The sequence below is a fragment of the Okibacterium endophyticum genome (assembly GCF_054780075.1).
Genome location: NZ_BAAGXA010000002.1, coordinates 175,667 through 192,207 on the forward strand (window position 1 = coordinate 175,667; position 16,541 = coordinate 192,207).

13 protein-coding genes and 1 pseudogene are annotated in these 16,541 nt (G+C 65.5%); 11 read left to right on the forward strand and 3 right to left on the reverse strand.

What is annotated here, in order from left to right:
* Positions 1-31 precede the first annotated feature (31 nt).
* From ACYVF5_RS01120 to ACYVF5_RS01130, 3 genes and pseudogenes are all read left to right on the forward strand, one after another.
* Complete coding sequence (locus tag ACYVF5_RS01120) at positions 32-1,483, forward strand: aminobutyraldehyde dehydrogenase (protein WP_460942446.1); 1,452 nt, start codon at positions 32-34, stop codon at positions 1,481-1,483.
* A 26-nt stretch (positions 1,484-1,509) separates the two neighbouring features.
* Positions 1,510-2,901: pseudogene (locus ACYVF5_RS01125) on the forward strand (flavin monoamine oxidase family protein); the annotation flags it as partial.
* Between the two features lie 119 nt (positions 2,902-3,020).
* On the forward strand, positions 3,021-4,568 hold the full coding sequence (locus ACYVF5_RS01130) for an APC family permease (protein WP_460942448.1): 1,548 nt from the start codon (positions 3,021-3,023) through the stop codon (positions 4,566-4,568).
* A 26-nt stretch (positions 4,569-4,594) separates the two neighbouring features.
* On the opposite strand, the gene ACYVF5_RS01135 is transcribed toward ACYVF5_RS01130, so the two are convergent.
* The gene (locus tag ACYVF5_RS01135; protein WP_460942450.1) at positions 4,595-7,072 is read right to left on the reverse strand and encodes a glycoside hydrolase family 3 protein; all 2,478 of its coding nucleotides are present in this window, start codon (positions 7,070-7,072) and stop codon (positions 4,595-4,597) included.
* Positions 7,073-7,188: 116 nt separating this feature from the next.
* On the opposite strand from ACYVF5_RS01135, the gene ACYVF5_RS01140 reads away from it, so the two are divergent.
* Entirely contained in the window at positions 7,189-7,764 is a 576-nt protein-coding gene (locus ACYVF5_RS01140; RefSeq protein WP_460942452.1) for a TetR/AcrR family transcriptional regulator, read from the forward strand.
* A 141-nt stretch (positions 7,765-7,905) separates the two neighbouring features.
* On the opposite strand, the gene ACYVF5_RS01145 is transcribed toward ACYVF5_RS01140, so the two are convergent.
* Positions 7,906-8,334: a GlcG/HbpS family heme-binding protein gene (locus ACYVF5_RS01145; RefSeq protein ID WP_460942454.1), complete on the reverse strand. Its 429-nt coding sequence runs from the start codon at positions 8,332-8,334 to the stop codon at positions 7,906-7,908.
* Position 8,335: 1 nt separating this feature from the next.
* Here ACYVF5_RS01145 and ACYVF5_RS01150 point away from each other — a divergent pair, with 1 nt between their 5' ends.
* Positions 8,336-8,458, forward strand: coding sequence for a hypothetical protein (locus tag ACYVF5_RS01150; protein WP_460942456.1), 123 nt, complete (start codon positions 8,336-8,338; stop codon positions 8,456-8,458).
* Between the two features lie 140 nt (positions 8,459-8,598).
* The gene (locus ACYVF5_RS01155; protein WP_460942458.1) at positions 8,599-9,498 is read left to right on the forward strand and encodes an alpha/beta fold hydrolase; all 900 of its coding nucleotides are present in this window, start codon (positions 8,599-8,601) and stop codon (positions 9,496-9,498) included.
* Positions 9,499-9,578: 80 nt separating this feature from the next.
* On the opposite strand, the gene ACYVF5_RS01160 is transcribed toward ACYVF5_RS01155, so the two are convergent.
* On the reverse strand, positions 9,579-10,394 hold the full coding sequence (locus ACYVF5_RS01160; protein WP_460942460.1) for an IclR family transcriptional regulator: 816 nt from the start codon (positions 10,392-10,394) through the stop codon (positions 9,579-9,581).
* Between the two features lie 307 nt (positions 10,395-10,701).
* On the opposite strand from ACYVF5_RS01160, the gene ACYVF5_RS01165 reads away from it, so the two are divergent.
* The 5 genes from ACYVF5_RS01165 to ACYVF5_RS01185 are packed head-to-tail and all read left to right on the forward strand — an operon-like array spanning position 10,702 to position 16,530.
* Entirely contained in the window at positions 10,702-12,390 is a 1,689-nt protein-coding gene (locus ACYVF5_RS01165) for a bifunctional 3-(3-hydroxy-phenyl)propionate/3-hydroxycinnamic acid hydroxylase (protein ID WP_460942462.1), read from the forward strand.
* Positions 12,383-13,198, forward strand: coding sequence for an ABC transporter ATP-binding protein (locus ACYVF5_RS01170; protein WP_460942464.1), 816 nt, complete (start codon positions 12,383-12,385; stop codon positions 13,196-13,198). Before ACYVF5_RS01165 ends, ACYVF5_RS01170 begins: the two co-directional genes overlap by 8 nt.
* Positions 13,195-14,085: a branched-chain amino acid ABC transporter permease gene (locus ACYVF5_RS01175; protein WP_460942466.1), complete on the forward strand. Its 891-nt coding sequence runs from the start codon at positions 13,195-13,197 to the stop codon at positions 14,083-14,085. The genes ACYVF5_RS01170 and ACYVF5_RS01175 overlap by 4 nt, the downstream gene beginning before the upstream one ends.
* Positions 14,078-15,274, forward strand: coding sequence for a branched-chain amino acid ABC transporter permease (locus ACYVF5_RS01180; RefSeq protein ID WP_460942468.1), 1,197 nt, complete (start codon positions 14,078-14,080; stop codon positions 15,272-15,274). The genes ACYVF5_RS01175 and ACYVF5_RS01180 overlap by 8 nt, the downstream gene beginning before the upstream one ends.
* Entirely contained in the window at positions 15,271-16,530 is a 1,260-nt protein-coding gene (locus ACYVF5_RS01185; RefSeq protein WP_460942470.1) for an ABC transporter substrate-binding protein, read from the forward strand. The genes ACYVF5_RS01180 and ACYVF5_RS01185 overlap by 4 nt, the downstream gene beginning before the upstream one ends.
* The last annotated feature ends 11 nt before the right edge of the window (positions 16,531-16,541 follow it).

Here is a 16,541-nt window from a genome sequence, read left to right on the forward strand (position 1 = left end):
CGACAGCGGTGTGACCCAGAAAGGAACGACAATGGCTGTCTCGACGCCTCACTCCGTCCCGACTCTTCAGAACTACATCGGCGGGCGGTTCGCCGACGCCCAGGCGGATGCATCGATCGAGGTGGTGAGCCCCGTCACCGGTGAGGTCGTCGCGGTCTCGCCGGTCTCGAACGCCGCGGACGTGGACGCGGCATTCGACGCGGCGCGTGTGGCCTTCACCACCTGGAAGAGGACGACCCCGGGCGAGCGGCAGAGGATGCTGCTCGCGATAGCCGACGCGATGGAGGCGAACGCCGACGAGCTCGTCGAGGCGCAGTGGCGCAACACCGGGCAGCCCCGTGACGCGATCCGCGGCGAAGAGGTGACAACGGGAGCCGATCACCTGCGTTTCTTCGCGGGGGCTGCACGTGTTCTCGAGGGCAAGTCTGCCGGCGAGTACCTGGCCGATCACACCTCCTTCGTGAGGCGGGAGCCGATCGGGGTCGTCGCACAGGTCACCCCGTGGAACTATCCGCTGATGATGGCTGTCTGGAAGATCGCACCGGCGCTCGCCGCCGGCAACACGATAGTCCTGAAGCCGAGCGACACCACACCGGAGTCGACGCTGGCGCTCGCCCGCCTGACCCAGGGCATCCTGCCTGACGGCGTGCTCAACATCGTGCTCGGCGACGGCACGACCGGGCAGCTGCTCACCGAGCATCCCGTCCCCGGCCTCGTCGCGATCACGGGATCCGTGCGCGCGGGCATGGCCGTCGCGGCATCGGCGGCCAAGAACCTGCACCGCGCCCACCTCGAGCTCGGCGGCAAGGCGCCAGCGATCGTGTTCGCCGATGTCGACCTCGCGAAGACGGCGGATGCCGTCGCCGGCGCGTCGTACTTCAACGCCGGGCAGGACTGCACGGCCGTGACGCGTGTGCTCGTGCACGAGAGCGTCCACAACGCGTTCGTCGACGAGCTCGTGCGTGCGGCCGAGGCCACTGTCACCGGCGACAGGGAGGATGCGTACTACGGCCCGCTCAACAACGCGAACCACTTCGAGAAGGTCTCCGAGGTGATCGCCACGCTGCCGGCGCACGCGAAGGTCGTGACCGGCGGGCACAGGGTCGGCGACAGCGGCTTCTTCTTCGCCCCCACGGTGATCACCGGGGTGTCGCAGGTCGACGCGTGTGTGCAGGAGGAGACCTTCGGCCCTGTCATCACCGTGCAGACGTTCTCGTCGGAGGAGCAGGCCATCGACATGGCGAACGACGTGCCGTTCGCCCTCGCCTCGAGCGTCTGGACGACCGACCACGGCACGGCGATGCGGGTCTCGCGCGACCTCGACTTCGGGGCCGTGTGGATCAACACGCACATTCTGCTCGCGGCAGAGATGCCGCACGGCGGCTTCAAGATGTCAGGCTACGGCAAGGACCTCTCGATGTATGGTCTCGAGGACTACACGCGCATCAAGCACGTGATGACGAATCTGTCTGCGGGCGAGTAGCTCAACCGCCGGCTCGAGCGCTTCAGGAGAACCAAGCGCTTCAGAAGAATCAAGGAGACGAAATGATCGAACGGGAACGCGACGTCGTTGTGATCGGCGCGGGGGCATCGGGCCTCACCGCTGCGAACGACCTGAGGAAGGCCGGGCTCAGCGTGACCGTGCTCGAGGCCCGCGACCGCGTGGGCGGGCGCCTGTGGACAGACACGATCGACGGCGCCATGCTCGAGATCGGCGGGCAGTGGGTGTCTCCCGACCAGAACGCGCTCATCGACATGCTCGCAGACCTCGGCCTCGAGACCTACTCGCGTTATCGCGAGGGCGAGAGCGTCTACATCGACAAGGCCGGTGAGAAGACCCGGTTCACCGGAGAGATCTTCCCGGTCGCCGAGGGCACCGCGGCCGAGATGGAGCGCCTGATCGAGGTGCTGGACGGACTGGTCGCCGAGATCGGCATCACGGCGCCCTGGGCTCACGCGAAGGCGAAGGAGCTCGACTCCGTCTCGTGGAAGGCCTGGCTCGAACAGCAGACCGACGACGCCGAGGCGCGTGACAACATCGCCCTGTTCGTGGCGGATGCGATGCTCACGAAGCCCGCGCACGCGTTCTCTGCGCTGCAGGCGATCCAGATGGCGGCATCCGCCGGCAGCTTCACCCACCTGGTCGACGCCGATTTCATCCTCGACAAGCGTGTTGTCGGCGGCCTGCAGCAGGTGCCGCTGATGCTCGCGGACCGGCTCGGCGACGACGTGATGCTCGGCCAGCCGGTCCGCAGGCTCGAATGGTCCGACGGCGGGGTGACGGCGGTGGCCGACGGCGTCACCGTGAAGGCGAGGTACGCGATCGTCGCGGTGCCGCCGAACCTGTATTCGCGCATCGACTTCCAGCCGCCTCTTCCACGGCTGCGGCACCAGATGCACCAGCACCTCTCCCTCGGTTTCGTCATCAAGGTGCACGCTGTCTACGACACACCCTTCTGGCGCGACAACGGCCTCTCCGGCACGGTCTTCAGCCCCTACGAGATCGTGCACGAGGCGTACGACAACACCAACCACGGCGACGAGCGCGGCACCCTCGTCGGCTTCGTCTCCGACCAGAAGGCCGACGACGTCTTCAGGCTCTCGCCCGAGCAGCGCAGGCAGCGCATTCTCGAGTCGCTCTCGCACTACTTCGGCGACGAGGCCATGAGTCCGGCGGTCTACTATGAGAGCGACTGGGGCAGCGAGGAGTGGACGCGCGGCGCATACGCGGCGAGCTTCGACCTCGGCGGTCTCTCCCGCTATGGGGCAGACACCCGTGTTCCGGTCGGCCCGATCCACTGGTCCTGCAGCGATCTGGCCGCCGAGGGCTTCCAGCACGTCGACGGCGCCATCCGGATCGGTCGCGACACCGCCGCCGCGATCATCGCTGCCGCCGGCTGACCGTCGGCTGGCGGCCGCGCGACAACGACGCACCATCGCAAAGGAGCGAACATGCGGAGCATCGTCGGATACACCGATACCCGAGACTCCCTGCTCGGCGCCCGAAAGAGGATCAGGCCATGACCCAGGAGAAGGCTCAGAACGCGTCGCGTCTGTCGAAGAAGGGGCTTGGCGCCGGCACCGTCGGCCTGATCGGCGCCATTGTGATCGGCGTCTCGTGCATCGCCCCCGCGTATACGATGACGGCGGCGCTCGGGCCCACCGTCTCGACAGTCGGCGTGCAGGTGCCAGCGATCATCCTCGTCGGGTTCATCCCGATGCTCCTCGTCGCCTTCGGATATCGCGAGCTCAATCGGGCGATGCCCGACAGCGGCACGTCGTTCACGTGGGCGACGAGGGCCTTCGGGCCGTGGATCGGCTGGATGGCCGGCTGGGGACTCGTCGCGGCGACCATTCTCGTGCTGTCGAACCTCGCGGGCATCGCCGTCGACTTCTTCTACCTCATGATCTCGCAGATCGTGGGCGATCCCGACATCGCGAACCTCGCGCTCAACCCGTTCATCAACGTCGTGACCTGTCTCGCGTTCATGGCCGGAGCGACGCTCATCTCGTATCGCGACATGCAGACCACCCAGAGGGTGCAGTACTGGCTCGTCGGGTTCCAGCTGCTTGTGCTCGTGATCTTCGGTGTCGTCGCGTTCGCGCACGTGGCATCCGGCACCGCCTTCGATGCCACCCCTCTCTCGTTCGAGTGGTTCAACCCGTTCGCCGTCGGATCGTTCGGCGCGTTCGCCGCTGGGCTCTCGCTCTCGATCTTCATCTTCTGGGGCTGGGATGTGACGCTGACGATGAACGAGGAGACCCGCGGCTCGGCGTCGACTCCGGGCAAGGCCGCGACGCTCACGGTGCTCATCATCGTCGCGCTGTACCTCTTCGTCTCGACGGCGTCGATCAGCTTCGCCGGCGTCGGCACGGGAGCGTACGGACTCGGCAACGAAGAGATCCAGGGCAACGTCTTCGTCGCGCTCGCGGGACCCGTGCTTGGCCCGCTGGCGATCCTGGTGTCGATCGCCGTGCTCTCGAGCTCGGCGGCGTCGCTGCAGTCCACGTTCGTCTCGCCCGCGCGCACCCTGCTGGCGATGGGCCACTACGGCGCACTGCCGCCGGCGTTCGCCACGGTGAGCCCGCGTTTTCTCACCCCCGGCTACGCGACGCTCGTCTCGAGCGTCGTGGCCTCCGCCTTCTACGCGATCATGCGCTTCATCTCGGAGGACGTGCTCTGGGACACCATCACGGCACTGGGGATGATGATCTGCTTCTACTACGGCATCACAGCGTTCGCCGCGGTCTGGTACTTCAGGCGTCTGTGGTTCGCCTCGTTCCGGAACGCCATGTTCCAGTTCGCGTTCCCGCTCGCCGGCGGGGTCATCCTCATCGTGCTGTTCTTCGCGACCCTGATCGAGAGCACGGACCCCGGCTACGGCTCCGGCTCGAACATCGGCGGCGTCGGCCTCGTGTTCATCCTCGGGATCGCCGTGATCGGCATCGGCGTTGTGATCATGGTCTGGCAGCGCATCGTGCGCCCGGACTTCTTCCGGGGCACGAGCATCCGGCGCGGCGTCTCGGATGGCACCGTCGACGAGGCGGCTCAGCTGGTCGAGGACTGACGGCCACGAGGCCCGTCAGAGAGACCTCAGAGCTCGATGGGGACGGAACCCGTCAGATCGAGCACCGAGGTGCCGACGCGGAGTTCGTACTCGCCCGGTTCGTATTGCCAGCCGTCCTGCCAGTGGGCGAGCATCCGTCGGGGCACAGACACCCGCACCGTCTGCGTCTGTCCCGGCTCCGCCCGCACCGGGGCGAACCCCACGAGCCAGCGGACCGGTCTGTCCACCGTCGACTCGGCGCGCTCCGCATAGACCTGGATGACCTGCTTTCCCGCACGGTCTCCGGTGTTCGTCACCGGCACCGAGACGGTGGTGGTGTCGTCGGCGCCGAAGCCGGTCACGCTCGGCTCGCCGAGGGCCCATGAGGTGTAGCCGAGACCGAAACCGAAGGGATACGCCGGCTGCGCGGTGTGTCTCAGCCAGGCGCGGTAGCCGATGTGGACATCCTCGTCGTAGCGCAGCACGCCGTCGGCTGGCGTGACGTCGAAGACCGGGAGGTCTGCCTGCGCGACCGGCCAGGTCGTCGGCAGCCGGCCGCCGGGCTCGCGGTCACCGCTGAGGATGTCCGCGACCGCGTTGCCGTACTCCTGTCCTCCGAAGTAGGTGAGCAGAACCGCCTCGACGTCGTTGCGCCAGGGCATCTCCACCGGAGATCCCGCGTTGACGATGACAACCGTCCTCGGGTTCGCCGCGACGACCGCGCGCACCAGGTCGTCCTGACGCCCGGGCAGCGCGAGGCTCGTGCGGTCGTACCCCTCCGACTCCACTCGCGAGTTCGTTCCGACCACAACAACGGCGACCTCTGCCGCCTTCGCGGCGTCTGCGGCATCCGCGATCAGCCGGTCGGGGTCTGACGCATCGGCCTCCGTGCCGATGGTGATGCTCATCGCGCGCACGAGCCCGCCCTCGTGCTTGCGGGGCTCGAACTCGACGCGCAGGTCGATCGGCTCGCCCTGCACCACGTCGATCGGGACAGAGACCGACGGAGGAGAGAGGAACGCGGCGCCGAGGTCCGTTCCCCCGGCACGCGAGGTCGCCTCCCCGGCCAGCTCGCCGTCGACGTAGATGCGTCCGTGGCCGACCGAGGCGAAGCCGAAGAGGATCGTGCCGTTTTCGCTCGGCGTGTAGACGGTGCTGAACTCGAAGATCGATGACTCGCTGATCGGCGCATCTCCGCCGAAGTAGACGAGTGCGCTCGCGAGGCGTTCCTCACAGAAGAGTTCGGTGCCCTGTGCGTCGAGAAAACGCACGTGGGCTCCGGGATCACCGGTCACGGGGTTCGCCATGGTCTCGAGAGGCAGCTCGCTGATGCCCTCCTGCACAACGGCGCCGAGAGAGTACGTCACCTTCGTGTGACCGAAGGCAGCGCGGATGCCGTCGAGCGGAGACACAACCGACTCGGGTACAACCGTTGCGCTTCCTCCACCCTGGGTGCGTGCGTGCCTGGCATTGTGCCCGATGACCGCTATGCTTCCGATCGACGTCTTCTGCAGTGGCAGGATGCTGTTGTTCCGCACGAGAACCGATCCCTCGGCCGCGGCCTCGCGGGCGAACGCGATGCCGTCCTCGGTCTGGTGGGGCTTCCGGGCGACAGGCTCGAAGCCGTCGAGCGCGCCGACGCGCGCGGCGAGTCGCAGGAGCCGCAGAACCTTGCGATCGACGACCGACTCGTCGATCTCGCCGGAGCGGACGGCCCCGACGAGCGCCGCGCCCCAGGGGCCCACCGGGCCCGGCATCACCAGGTCCTGTGCGTATTTGGCAGACTCGACGCTGCGGACAGCCGTCCAGTCGCTGATCACCACGCCGTCGAAGCCCCATTCCGAGTTGAGCGGGGTCTCGAGCAGGTCGTTCTCGGTGGCCGTCGCGCCGTTGATCGAGTTGTAGGCACTCATAACGAGCCACGCCTGCGACTCGACGATCGACTTCTCGAATGCGAGCAGGTACAGCTCGCGCAGAGCGCGTTCACTGACCTCGACGTCGGCGGTGAAGCGCTCCGTCTCGAAATCGTTCGCCACATAGTGTTTGGGCGTCGCGCCGACGCCGTTCTTCTGCACGCCGGCGACATACGCGGCTGCGAGTTCCGCCGTGAGCACCGGGTCCTCGCTGAACGCCTCGAAGTGACGTCCGCCGAGCGGGGAGCGATGCAGATTGATGGTGGGGCCGAGCACAACGTCGACGCCCTTGCGCCGTGCCTCGACGGCGGATGCCGCACCGTAGCGTGCGGCGATACCGGTGTCCCATGACGACGAGAGAGCGCTCGCAGACGGGAGGTTGAGGGAGGGCGACCGTTCGTCCCAGACTTCGCCGCGCACACCGCTCGGTCCGTCCGAGACGAGGATGCGACGCAGCCCGATCTTCTCGTTGGGCCAGGTCGTCCAGAAGTCGCGCCCGGTGAGCAGCTGCACCTTCTCTTCGAGGGTGAGCAGCGCGAGCACATCCGAGAGACGCTCGTCCGTGTGCGTGTCAGACGCGGCAGTCGTCCGGTGCGGGCTGAGGTGGGCCACGATGCCTCCAAGGTCGTCCTGTGCCGTCGTCCTGACGGTAGGGAGAGGTTACCAGCAAAAACCGACTAGCAGTAGGTTTTAGTGGTGCGGTCGAAGACACCGATTACCATCGGGGGATGACGAAGACCGGATCGTATGCCAAGGGGCGAGCGAAACGAGAAGAGATCCTGCGCGTCGCCCTCGAGGTCATCGCCCTGAACGGCTACCGGCGGTCGTCGCTTCGCGAGATCGCGTCGTCGGTCGGCCTCAGCAATGCCGGACTGCTGCACTACTTCGGCTCGAAAGAGGAACTGTATGCCGAGGTGTTGCGCATGCGCGATGACGTGAGCGCACGGGCGGACAGTGTTGCCGCGGATCCGCTGGGATCGCTCGTCGAGGTCGTGCGGCACAACGCCGATGTCCCCGGTCTCGTCCACCTGTACTCACGTCTCTCGGCAGAGGCCGTCGACGACGGGCACGGCGCCCACGACTATTTCGCCGAACGATACGCGAGGCTGGTGCCCATGATGGCCGATGGCATCCGCGCGGCGATGGCCGACGGACGCATCCGTCCGGACATCGATCCCGAGATGCTGGCCCGGATGCTCGTGGCGGTCAGCGACGGTCTGCAGGTCCAGTGGCTGATGCAGCCCGACTTCGACATGGCTGCACACGTCGACTACCTGCTGGCGCTCGCCGCGCCCGCGCGCTGATGCGTCTGTGAGCTCTCGTCCATCGCCAGAACGCCCCCTGTTGTCACCGGCAGATCGCGCACATCCTCAACCGCGCAACGCGCCAGGATTCGCGAGGGGTGGCGAGTCCATGTGACGGCCGCCCCATGAGGAACCGTGCCGTCAGCTGCCCAGTCGGCGCACGGCGCGGCGGACGCTGGCCGTCGCGCTCCTCGCACACTCCTCGTCTTGAGCCGGAAGTCCCCCGCTGACCCCGATGGCGCCGAGCAGTCGGTCCGGGGCGTAGATCGGGAGACCGCCCGCGAGTGAGGTGGGGCGAAAGGGGAGCGCCTCGGAGGCGAGGTCGAACACATCCGGGAACTCCGAGCGAAGGTTCTCCAGTTCACTCGTCGTCCGCCGAAATGCGGCAGCGGTCTTTGCCTTGGCCCGGGCGACGTCGAGTGTGAACCACGATGCGCCGTCGTCGCGACTGCTGAGCAGCTCCTGGGTCAGCGGGTCGACGATACACACGCTGGCTCTGAACCCCAGCTGGGTGGCACGCCGCATGGCGGAGGAGCACGCGAGCTGAGCATGTCTGAGTGTGAGTTCCACGATGAACGTCCTCTCGGTGGTCGAGTGGCTCGACCACACGCGTTCGGCTGCAGCGGTCGGAGGGGCAGGTTCTGCGCCGGAGGTGCTCAGAACGGGTTCCATCGTCACGATGGAGGCGGAATGACGACACACCGGGAAAGGTGTATAGTCCCTAGTGGTCAGTCTACTGTACACATGAACAACATATTGACCGTGAGGGCGACGGAGAAGGATCCGTCTTTCGTGCCCCGCTTCCGCAGTAGAACGCAATGGAAAGGTATGTCGATGACAGAAGACGCCCCCTATGGGGTTTCAATGGATCGCCCGATCTGGGCTGCCGTGAACGATCTCCCGATCCGCATCCATTATGTGGATGTCGGTCAGTGGCGCACGCGGGTGCTGGAGCTCGGCGAGGGGGAGCCGCTTGTGCTCACCCATGGCAGCGGAGGCCATCTTGAGGCGTACATGCACAACATCCGGGCGCTCTCGGAGCGTTTCCGGGTCATCGCCTACGACTTTCCGGGGCACGGGTACACAACCCTCGCCACCGAGGATCTCGAACTGCCGACGTACCTCGAGCACCTGAGGGGCCTTCTTGACGTTCTCGGAATAGAACGCGCTCACATCGACGGTGAGTCCCTCGGTGGGTGGGTCGCGATCAAATTCGCCGCTCAGTACCCCGAGCGCGTCGGCAGTATCGTGCTCAACACGCCCGGCGGCACCATGGCGACTCCTGAGGTCATGGAGCGCATCCGCTCGCTCAGCCAGGGGGCGGCGGATGATCCGTCGTACGATCGGATCAGAACCCGTCTCGAATGGCTGATGGCGCATCCGTCCGCTGTAACCGACGAGCTGGTTGCCATTCGGCAAGGTGTCTACTCCCAGCCGGGCTTTGCCGAGTCGATGCGCCACATCCTGTGTCTGCAGGATCCGGAGATCCGTCGTCGCAACCTCATCACCGACCAGGAGCTGGCATCGGTGCAGGCTCCTGCTCTGGTGCTGTGGACCAGTCACGACCCGTCCGGGCCGGCGTCGGCCGGCCGTCAGATGGCTGAGAAGCTCCCGAACTCTCGGTTCGAGTTCATCGAGGGCGCCGGGCACTGGCCGCAGTGGGAGCAGACGGAGCAGTTCAACGCATTGATGATCGACTTCCTCGAAGCCTCTCGTCTGTCGCCGACGAGCTGACCGGAGGTGCCCGCCCCGGTGCACGCTCGGGGCGGGCACGGCCGCTGGCAGCCTTGTGGCCTACGGAGCCGCTCGCCGATTCAGAGGGCGAGTTCCCCGCCGATGCGCGCCGCGAAGCGGGCCGCAAACGCGCGTAGCTTCTCACCCGCCTCGTCGGCGTCGGCGGGCAGGGCCTGTTCGGGAAAGCTGAAGCTCACGGCGATGAGGCCGTCGCTGCGGTGCGGCGTTCTGACCGCCGTCCCGAAGCAGGTCAGGCCAACAACCGTCTCGCCCTTCTCCATCGAATATCCGCGGAGGTGAGTGGCCTCGATTTCTGCTTTGAGCGCGTCGACGTCGCCAATCGAGAAGGTGGTGAGCACGGGCAGCGGTGCGTGTTGAGGCAGACGCGATTCGAGTTCCTGGTTGCCGGCGACCGCGAGCAGCGCTCGGCCTGCCGCCGTGCAGTTCGCCGGCACGGAGCGGCCGATCTCTGAGGCCAGCCCGAGGTTGAGCGGGTCACTGCCGTCGTGGCGGGCGAGGTAGACCACGTTCAGGTCATCGCCCAGCACGCCCAGTTGGATCGTGTGCGCGGAGTTGGACTCGGATCGACAGAGCTCGTAGAACTCCTCGACCTCCGCGACGCTCTTGAGATATGCGGTGCCGAGTTCGGCGAGCCGATGGTCGAGCTGGAACCCTCCGGGGCTGCGCCGGAGGTAGCCCGCCTCGAGCATTGCGGCGCAAAGGTTGAGGACTGTCGACTTGGGCACGCCCGTGACCCGGGCGAGCTCACTCGCTCCATAGGCCCGCTTGGGCTGTTCGGCGAGGAGCGAGAGGATCTCGGCAGCGCGCGTGATCGCCGGGGAAGGGGAGCGGCGGACCTTGTTCTCAGCCACACCGGCGCCGGCCTTCGATGACATGCAGCTCTCCTTTACATAGTGCGCCGATTGCGAGAAGTTCTCTCGATCGAGAGAACTTCCGTCGGGGAGTTCTCTCGCGAGGGTTCCAGCCTAACCGGCCATCGTCCCTCACCGCCCACGACGGTCAGTATATTGTTTCGAGGGTCAATATTCTGTTGACCCGGTCCAAAACTCGTGCTAGCTTAACGACTCGAGTCAGCTGTCCAACGATGAACGCATGAAACGGAGACACGATGATGGTCGTGGTCCCGCTTGTCATAGGCCCTCTGTGGAATCATCCGCAGCGCCGCGACGGTCGGAGGCTTGTATGAGCGCTTCTGTTTCCTGCAGTGTACTCATCGTCGGAGCCGGACCCGTCGGACTCATGACGGCCAACCTGCTCGGCACGTACGGCGTCGATGCGATCGTGATCGAACGCAATGACGTGCTCATCGACTACCCCAGGGGAGTGGGGATCGACGACGAGAGCCTTCGTGTGTTCCAGACGACCGGACTGGTTCACCTGGTGCTTCCGCACACCGTGCCCAACCAGACGATGGTGTTCGCCGATGCCAAGGGTTCGGTGCTTGCCGAGATCTCACCCACGATCGACGACTTCGGGTGGCCCCGGCGCAACGGCTTCGTCCAGCCGCTGGCCGACCGGGTCCTTCTCGACGGGCTCGATCGTTTTCCCCACGTCGACGTTCGATTCCGGCATTCTCTGGTCAGTGTGGAGCAGAGCGGCTCCGGTGTGACGGCAGTGGTCGAAACACCTGACGGAGTGGCCGAGATCACGGCGAGGTATATGGTCGCGGCCGACGGAGGCAGCAGCCGCACGCGGCGAATGCTCGGGCTGGAGTTCGAGGGACGTTCTTCCTCGGCCAATTGGCTCGTCATCGACCTGAGGAACGACCCATTGGGCCGTCCCGGCGCCTACGTGGGGATGGACCCCGCGCGCCCCTATGTGTCCATCAGCATCCCTCACGGCATCAGGCGTTTCGAATTCATGTTGAAGCCCGGAGAATCTCAGGACACGATAGAGGATCCCGCCTTCATCCGCCGTCTGCTCACCGGCCTCGTGCCGGATGCGGGCGCAGTCGATGTGATCCGTCGCCGCATCTACACGCATCACTCGCGCATCGCGAATCGCTTTCGCTCCGGGAACGTTGTGTTGGCGGGTGACGCCGCCCACATCATGCCGGTCTGGCAAGGACAGGGTTACAACAGCGGCATTCGCGATGCGCACAACCTCGCATGGAAGCTGGCGGCGATCATCCGCGGATCCGCTGGCGACTCGCTGCTGGACAGCTATGACGTCGAACGCCGTGGACACGCGAAGGCCATGATCGAGATCTCCACCTTGGTGGGCCGGGTGCTTTCGCCGACGAACCGCGCCGTGGCCTTCGGACGCGATATGGCATTGCGCGCACTGCGGGCGGTCCCCGCGTTCAAACGGCATATCGTGGAGATGCGCTTCAAGCCGATGCCGACTTTTGACTCGGGAATGATCACGCGGGTGGGATCGGTGTCTGTTCCCTGTGAGGCGGGCCGGGTCTTCATCCAGCCGATGGTCTCCCTGCGGAACGGGGAATCCGTCAGATTGGATGACGCGATCGGCGCATGGTTCAGTGTGCTGGTCTGGAACAACGATCCCTGCGCCATCCTCGACGAGCGCACCCGCGAGCTGCTGCGCGACCTCGGAGCGCGCTTGATCGCTGTTCGGCCACACTCGCAACTCCACTGGTCCGATCAGGACAGCGAGGGGATCACCGTCGTCGGAGACCCTACGGGCCGACTGCAGGCCTGGTTCGAACGCCATCCGGAATCGGTTGTGCTTCTGCGTCCGGACCGCGTGGTCGCGGGGGCCAGCCACGCGCAGAACGCGCAGGCGATGGTACGGGCCGCACTGGAGATCTTGAATCCGGATACACGTGAGGGCCAGGCCATGGGAATGAGCACCCGTATCGGCGCCGGACGTTCGCAGCGCATGTCTATCAAAGGAGGCCGTCATGGCTGAGCCGAGTCCGGACGCGCCGTTGCTGTGCGTCGATGACGTGACTCTGCGGTTCGGCGCGGTCGTCGCGCTGTCTGAGGTGTCGCTCCGGGTCGAACCGAAGCAGGTGCACGCCGTGATAGGACCAAACGGCGCTGGAAAATCCACCCTGTTCAATGCGATCTCGGGGGTCTTCCCGCTTTCAGCGGGAAGAATCTCGCTCGGACAGACACAGCTCTCCGGTCGGCGGCCGAGCCAGATCGCCGGAGCGGGTGTCGGGCGTTCCTTTCAGAACGTGTCACTCAGCGGCGACGAGACCGTGTTGGAGAGCTTGCTTGTCGGACGCCACCACCTTGTGCGCTCGAATGTCGTCTCGACCATGTTCGGGCTTCCATACGCTCGCCGTGAGGAACGTCGCCACCGCGCTCGGGTGCAGGACCTCGCCGCGCTGTTCGGCATCGAGGCAGACCTGGATCGACCGCTTCGCGAGTTGTCGTACGGCAGGCAGAAGCTCGTGGACGTGGCCAGGGCCGTGTGCATGGAGCCGGTCATCCTGCTGCTGGATGAGCCGGCGGCGGGGCTCAATGGGAGTGAGACCGCCCATATGGCGCAGCTCATCGTGTCGTTGCGCGACTCGCTCGATATCGCGGTGCTCTTGATCGAACACGACATGGGAATGGTGATGTCAATCTCAGACCACGTGACGGTGCTCGACTTCGGCAGGCCCATCGGCGGTGGAACTCCAGCCGAGGTCCAGAGCGATCCCGCCGTCGCGGCGGCCTACCTGGGCACAGACGCCGCGGCCGAGCAGCTGATCGAGCAGGCCTCATGATCAAGTTCGTCTCTCTGCTACTCGCCGGGCTCTCGCTCGGAGCGATCTACTCGCTGGTCTCGATGGGGTTCGTGATCATCTACAAGTCGAGTGGGATTCTCAACTTCGCTCACGGCTCATTTCTGGTCTTCGCTGCGTTTGTCGTCGCTGTCACCCAGGGCACTGTCGGCTTCGGCTGGGCCTTTGTGATCGCACTGGTGGCAACGGGGCTTTTGGCCCTCATCGTCGAAGTCCTGTTCGTGCGCCCGATGCGCAACGCGCCCCCGGTTCCGACGACTATCCTCACGATCGGCATCGAAGTGCTTCTCGGCACGCTGCTGGCGACGCTCATCGGCTCCGATCTGCTCGACCTCGGCCAGCCGTGGGGCGGCTCTGTGACGACAGTCGGCGATTTCGGAATAACTGTGAACCGGCTCATCGCCCTCGTTGCGGCTGCCGTGATCATCGCCGTGTTCTTCGCCCTGTTTCGATACTCTTCGTGGGGTATCAGCATGCGGGCGGCAGCCGAGGACCGCGAAGCGGCGGCTCTGGTCGGTGTGCGATTGGGCCGGGTGGCGGCGATGTCGTGGGCCGCTGCGGGACTGCTTGCCTGCGTTGCGGCGGTCTTCCTGACCGGCGCACCGACGCCCGGGCTTTCGCCGAGCCTCGCGGCGGTCGCCTTGATCGCATTCCCCGCGGCGATCATCGGGGGCGTCACGTCGATTCCGGGGGCGCTCCTCGGCGGTTTGATCGTGGGCATCTCGGAAAGCCTCGCCACGGGGTATCAGGATCAGTTGCTGTTCCTCGGGCGGGGTTTTGGTGAGGTCGTCCCCTACGTGGTCCTTTTGATCGTGCTCCTGATCAGACCACAAGGAATCCTCGGCGAGAAGGAGCGTGTCCGTGTCTGAGCATCCCTCGATGGTGGCGACACCACATCGTCTGTCCCGGATCGCTTCGTCGCGAAGAACACTGATCCTCACGACTCTTGCGACGGGGATCACGATAGTCGTGCTCGTCGCTCCGTTGTACTTAGACGAGTTCTGGTTGCGGCTCGGTTTCACCATCTGCGGCGCCGCCATCGGAGCCCTCGGTCTCAATATCCTCACTGGCGCAGCGGGACAACTGAGCCTCGCCCACGCGTTCTTTCTGGGGATCGGCGCCTTCGCATACTGTTACTTCGCGGGCGAGGCGAACCCGGCGACGGGACTTGGCGGCCTCGGGCTGCCGCCCATCGGCGCGATGGTGCTGGCCATGCTGCTCGCAGCCTTTGTGGGCTTTTTGATCAGCCCTGTCTCGAGCCGGCTCGGCGGCCTCAACCTCGGAGTCGCGACCCTCGCACTCGTATTCGTGGGGCAGTACCTTTTGAACACCCTGACCCCGGTGACCGGTGGGTTCCTCGGCCGCTCGGCTCCCCGCTTCGATCCTCTCGGTTTTGCTGGCGACGCGCCGGTCATCCTGGGAGTGCCGTTCGGGCGATTCGAGCAGCTCTGGTATCTCGGCGTGGTATTGCTGTTCATCTGCGCGGTCGTTGTGCGGAACCTCCTTGCGAATGGCCCCGGCCGAGCTTTTCGGATGATTCGCGACAAAGAACTCGCCGCAGCGGTGATCGGTATCCAGGTGCGACGCTGGAAACAGCACGCGTTCGTCATATCCTCCGGCCTCGCGGGCCTCTCCGGGGTGTTGTTCGCTCTAGCGATCGGCAGTGTCGCTCCCGAATCGTTCACCCTCGAGCTGTCGATTCAATATCTTGTGATGATCGTGATCGGTGGACTCGCCACCGTGGGCGGATCGATCGCCGGGGCCGCCTTTGTGGTGTCGCTCCCGCTCCTGCTCCAGCAGTACTCGGCGCACCTTCCGTTTCTGAACGATCAGCTCACGCCGGCGGATGCCGCGCGCTACATATACGCGGGAGTGCTCATCCTGGTACTGATGTTCGCGCCCGGCGGCATCGCCAGCCTGTGGTCCCGCCGAACCACCCGCCGATCGCTGATGGGACTGGTGCGGCTCCGGTCGAACGGCGCCGGTGCGCCCACGGCTCTCCCTTCTTCCCAGGCGGGTCCCGATCACCAAAACGACAGAGAGGTCGAGCATTCATGAAAAGCACAACTGGAGCCGGTGCCACGGCACTGGCACTTGCCACAGCGGCACTATTGACGCTGTCCGCGTGCAGCACCAAAGCGAGTTCCCAGACCGGCGACACGAGCGGTGACGTCATAACGGGCTCAGGAATCTCCGATGGCACGATCAACCTCGGCATGCTCACCGATCTGAGCGGCAACTTTGCCGCTGTGGGAAAGGAGATGGCGCAGACCGCCGAGCTCTATTGGCAGCAGAAGAACGCCGAAGGCGGTGTGTGTGGCGAGTATCCCGTCGAGCTGAACATCAAAGACAACGCCTATAACGTGCAGAACACCGTGTCACTCTTCAGCGAGATGAAGAGTGACGTGCTCGCGTTTCAGAACATCCTCGGTACGGCGCCCGCCCTCGCTGTGCTTCCCGACCTCGTCGACAGCGAGATGCTCGCGATTCTGCGGGGTCAGGGGCAGGAAGCACTTGGCCATTCGAATCTTCTGATGACCGGGATCACCTACGAGCTCGAAGCGATGAACGGACTGTCGTATTTGCGGGAGCAGGGTCTGCTCGACGACGGCGCGACCATCGCGAGTGTCTACCTGCAAGGATCGTTCGGGGAAAACGTTCTGGTGGGCGTACAAGACTATGCAGCCATCCACGACGTCACCGTCGAGGAGACTCAGGTGACGGCGCAGACGACCGACCTGTCACCGGCCATCGCTGATCTGAAAAGCAAGGACGTGTCGGCAATCGTCTTCTCCGGCACACCTCCGCAGCTGGCATCGCTGGCTACGGCCGCGGAGGCGGCCGGTCTGGATGTTCCCATCCTGACAGGAGCGCCGGTGTGGACGTCTGGTCTTCTTGATACGCCGGCTGCCGCCGCTCTCGTGGAGCATCTGTACCTGACACTGCCCGTGACCTCATTCGACAGCGAAGCGGCATCTGCCTTTCGGGAGGGCTACGTCGCTGAGCACCCGGATGAGGATCCGAGCATTACGACCGCAATCCAGTACTCCGAGGCGTTGACCCTGGATGCGGTACTCGAACAAGCCTGCGCAGACGGTGACCTCACGCCGGCAGGTGTGCTGGCGGCCCGCTCGAAGGTGACCTCCGTCGACACCGGTGGGCTGACGCCGACCCTGGACCTGTCCGACCCGGCGAAGCCGTCCACGCCCGAGAGCTTTATCGCGCGCGTGAATGTCGAATTCCCCGGTGGCCTTGAGACGGTCGACGGGCCCTACGTGAGCGACGACGTTCTGGCGCTCGTCGAGAACGAGTAGCACAGAGGGGT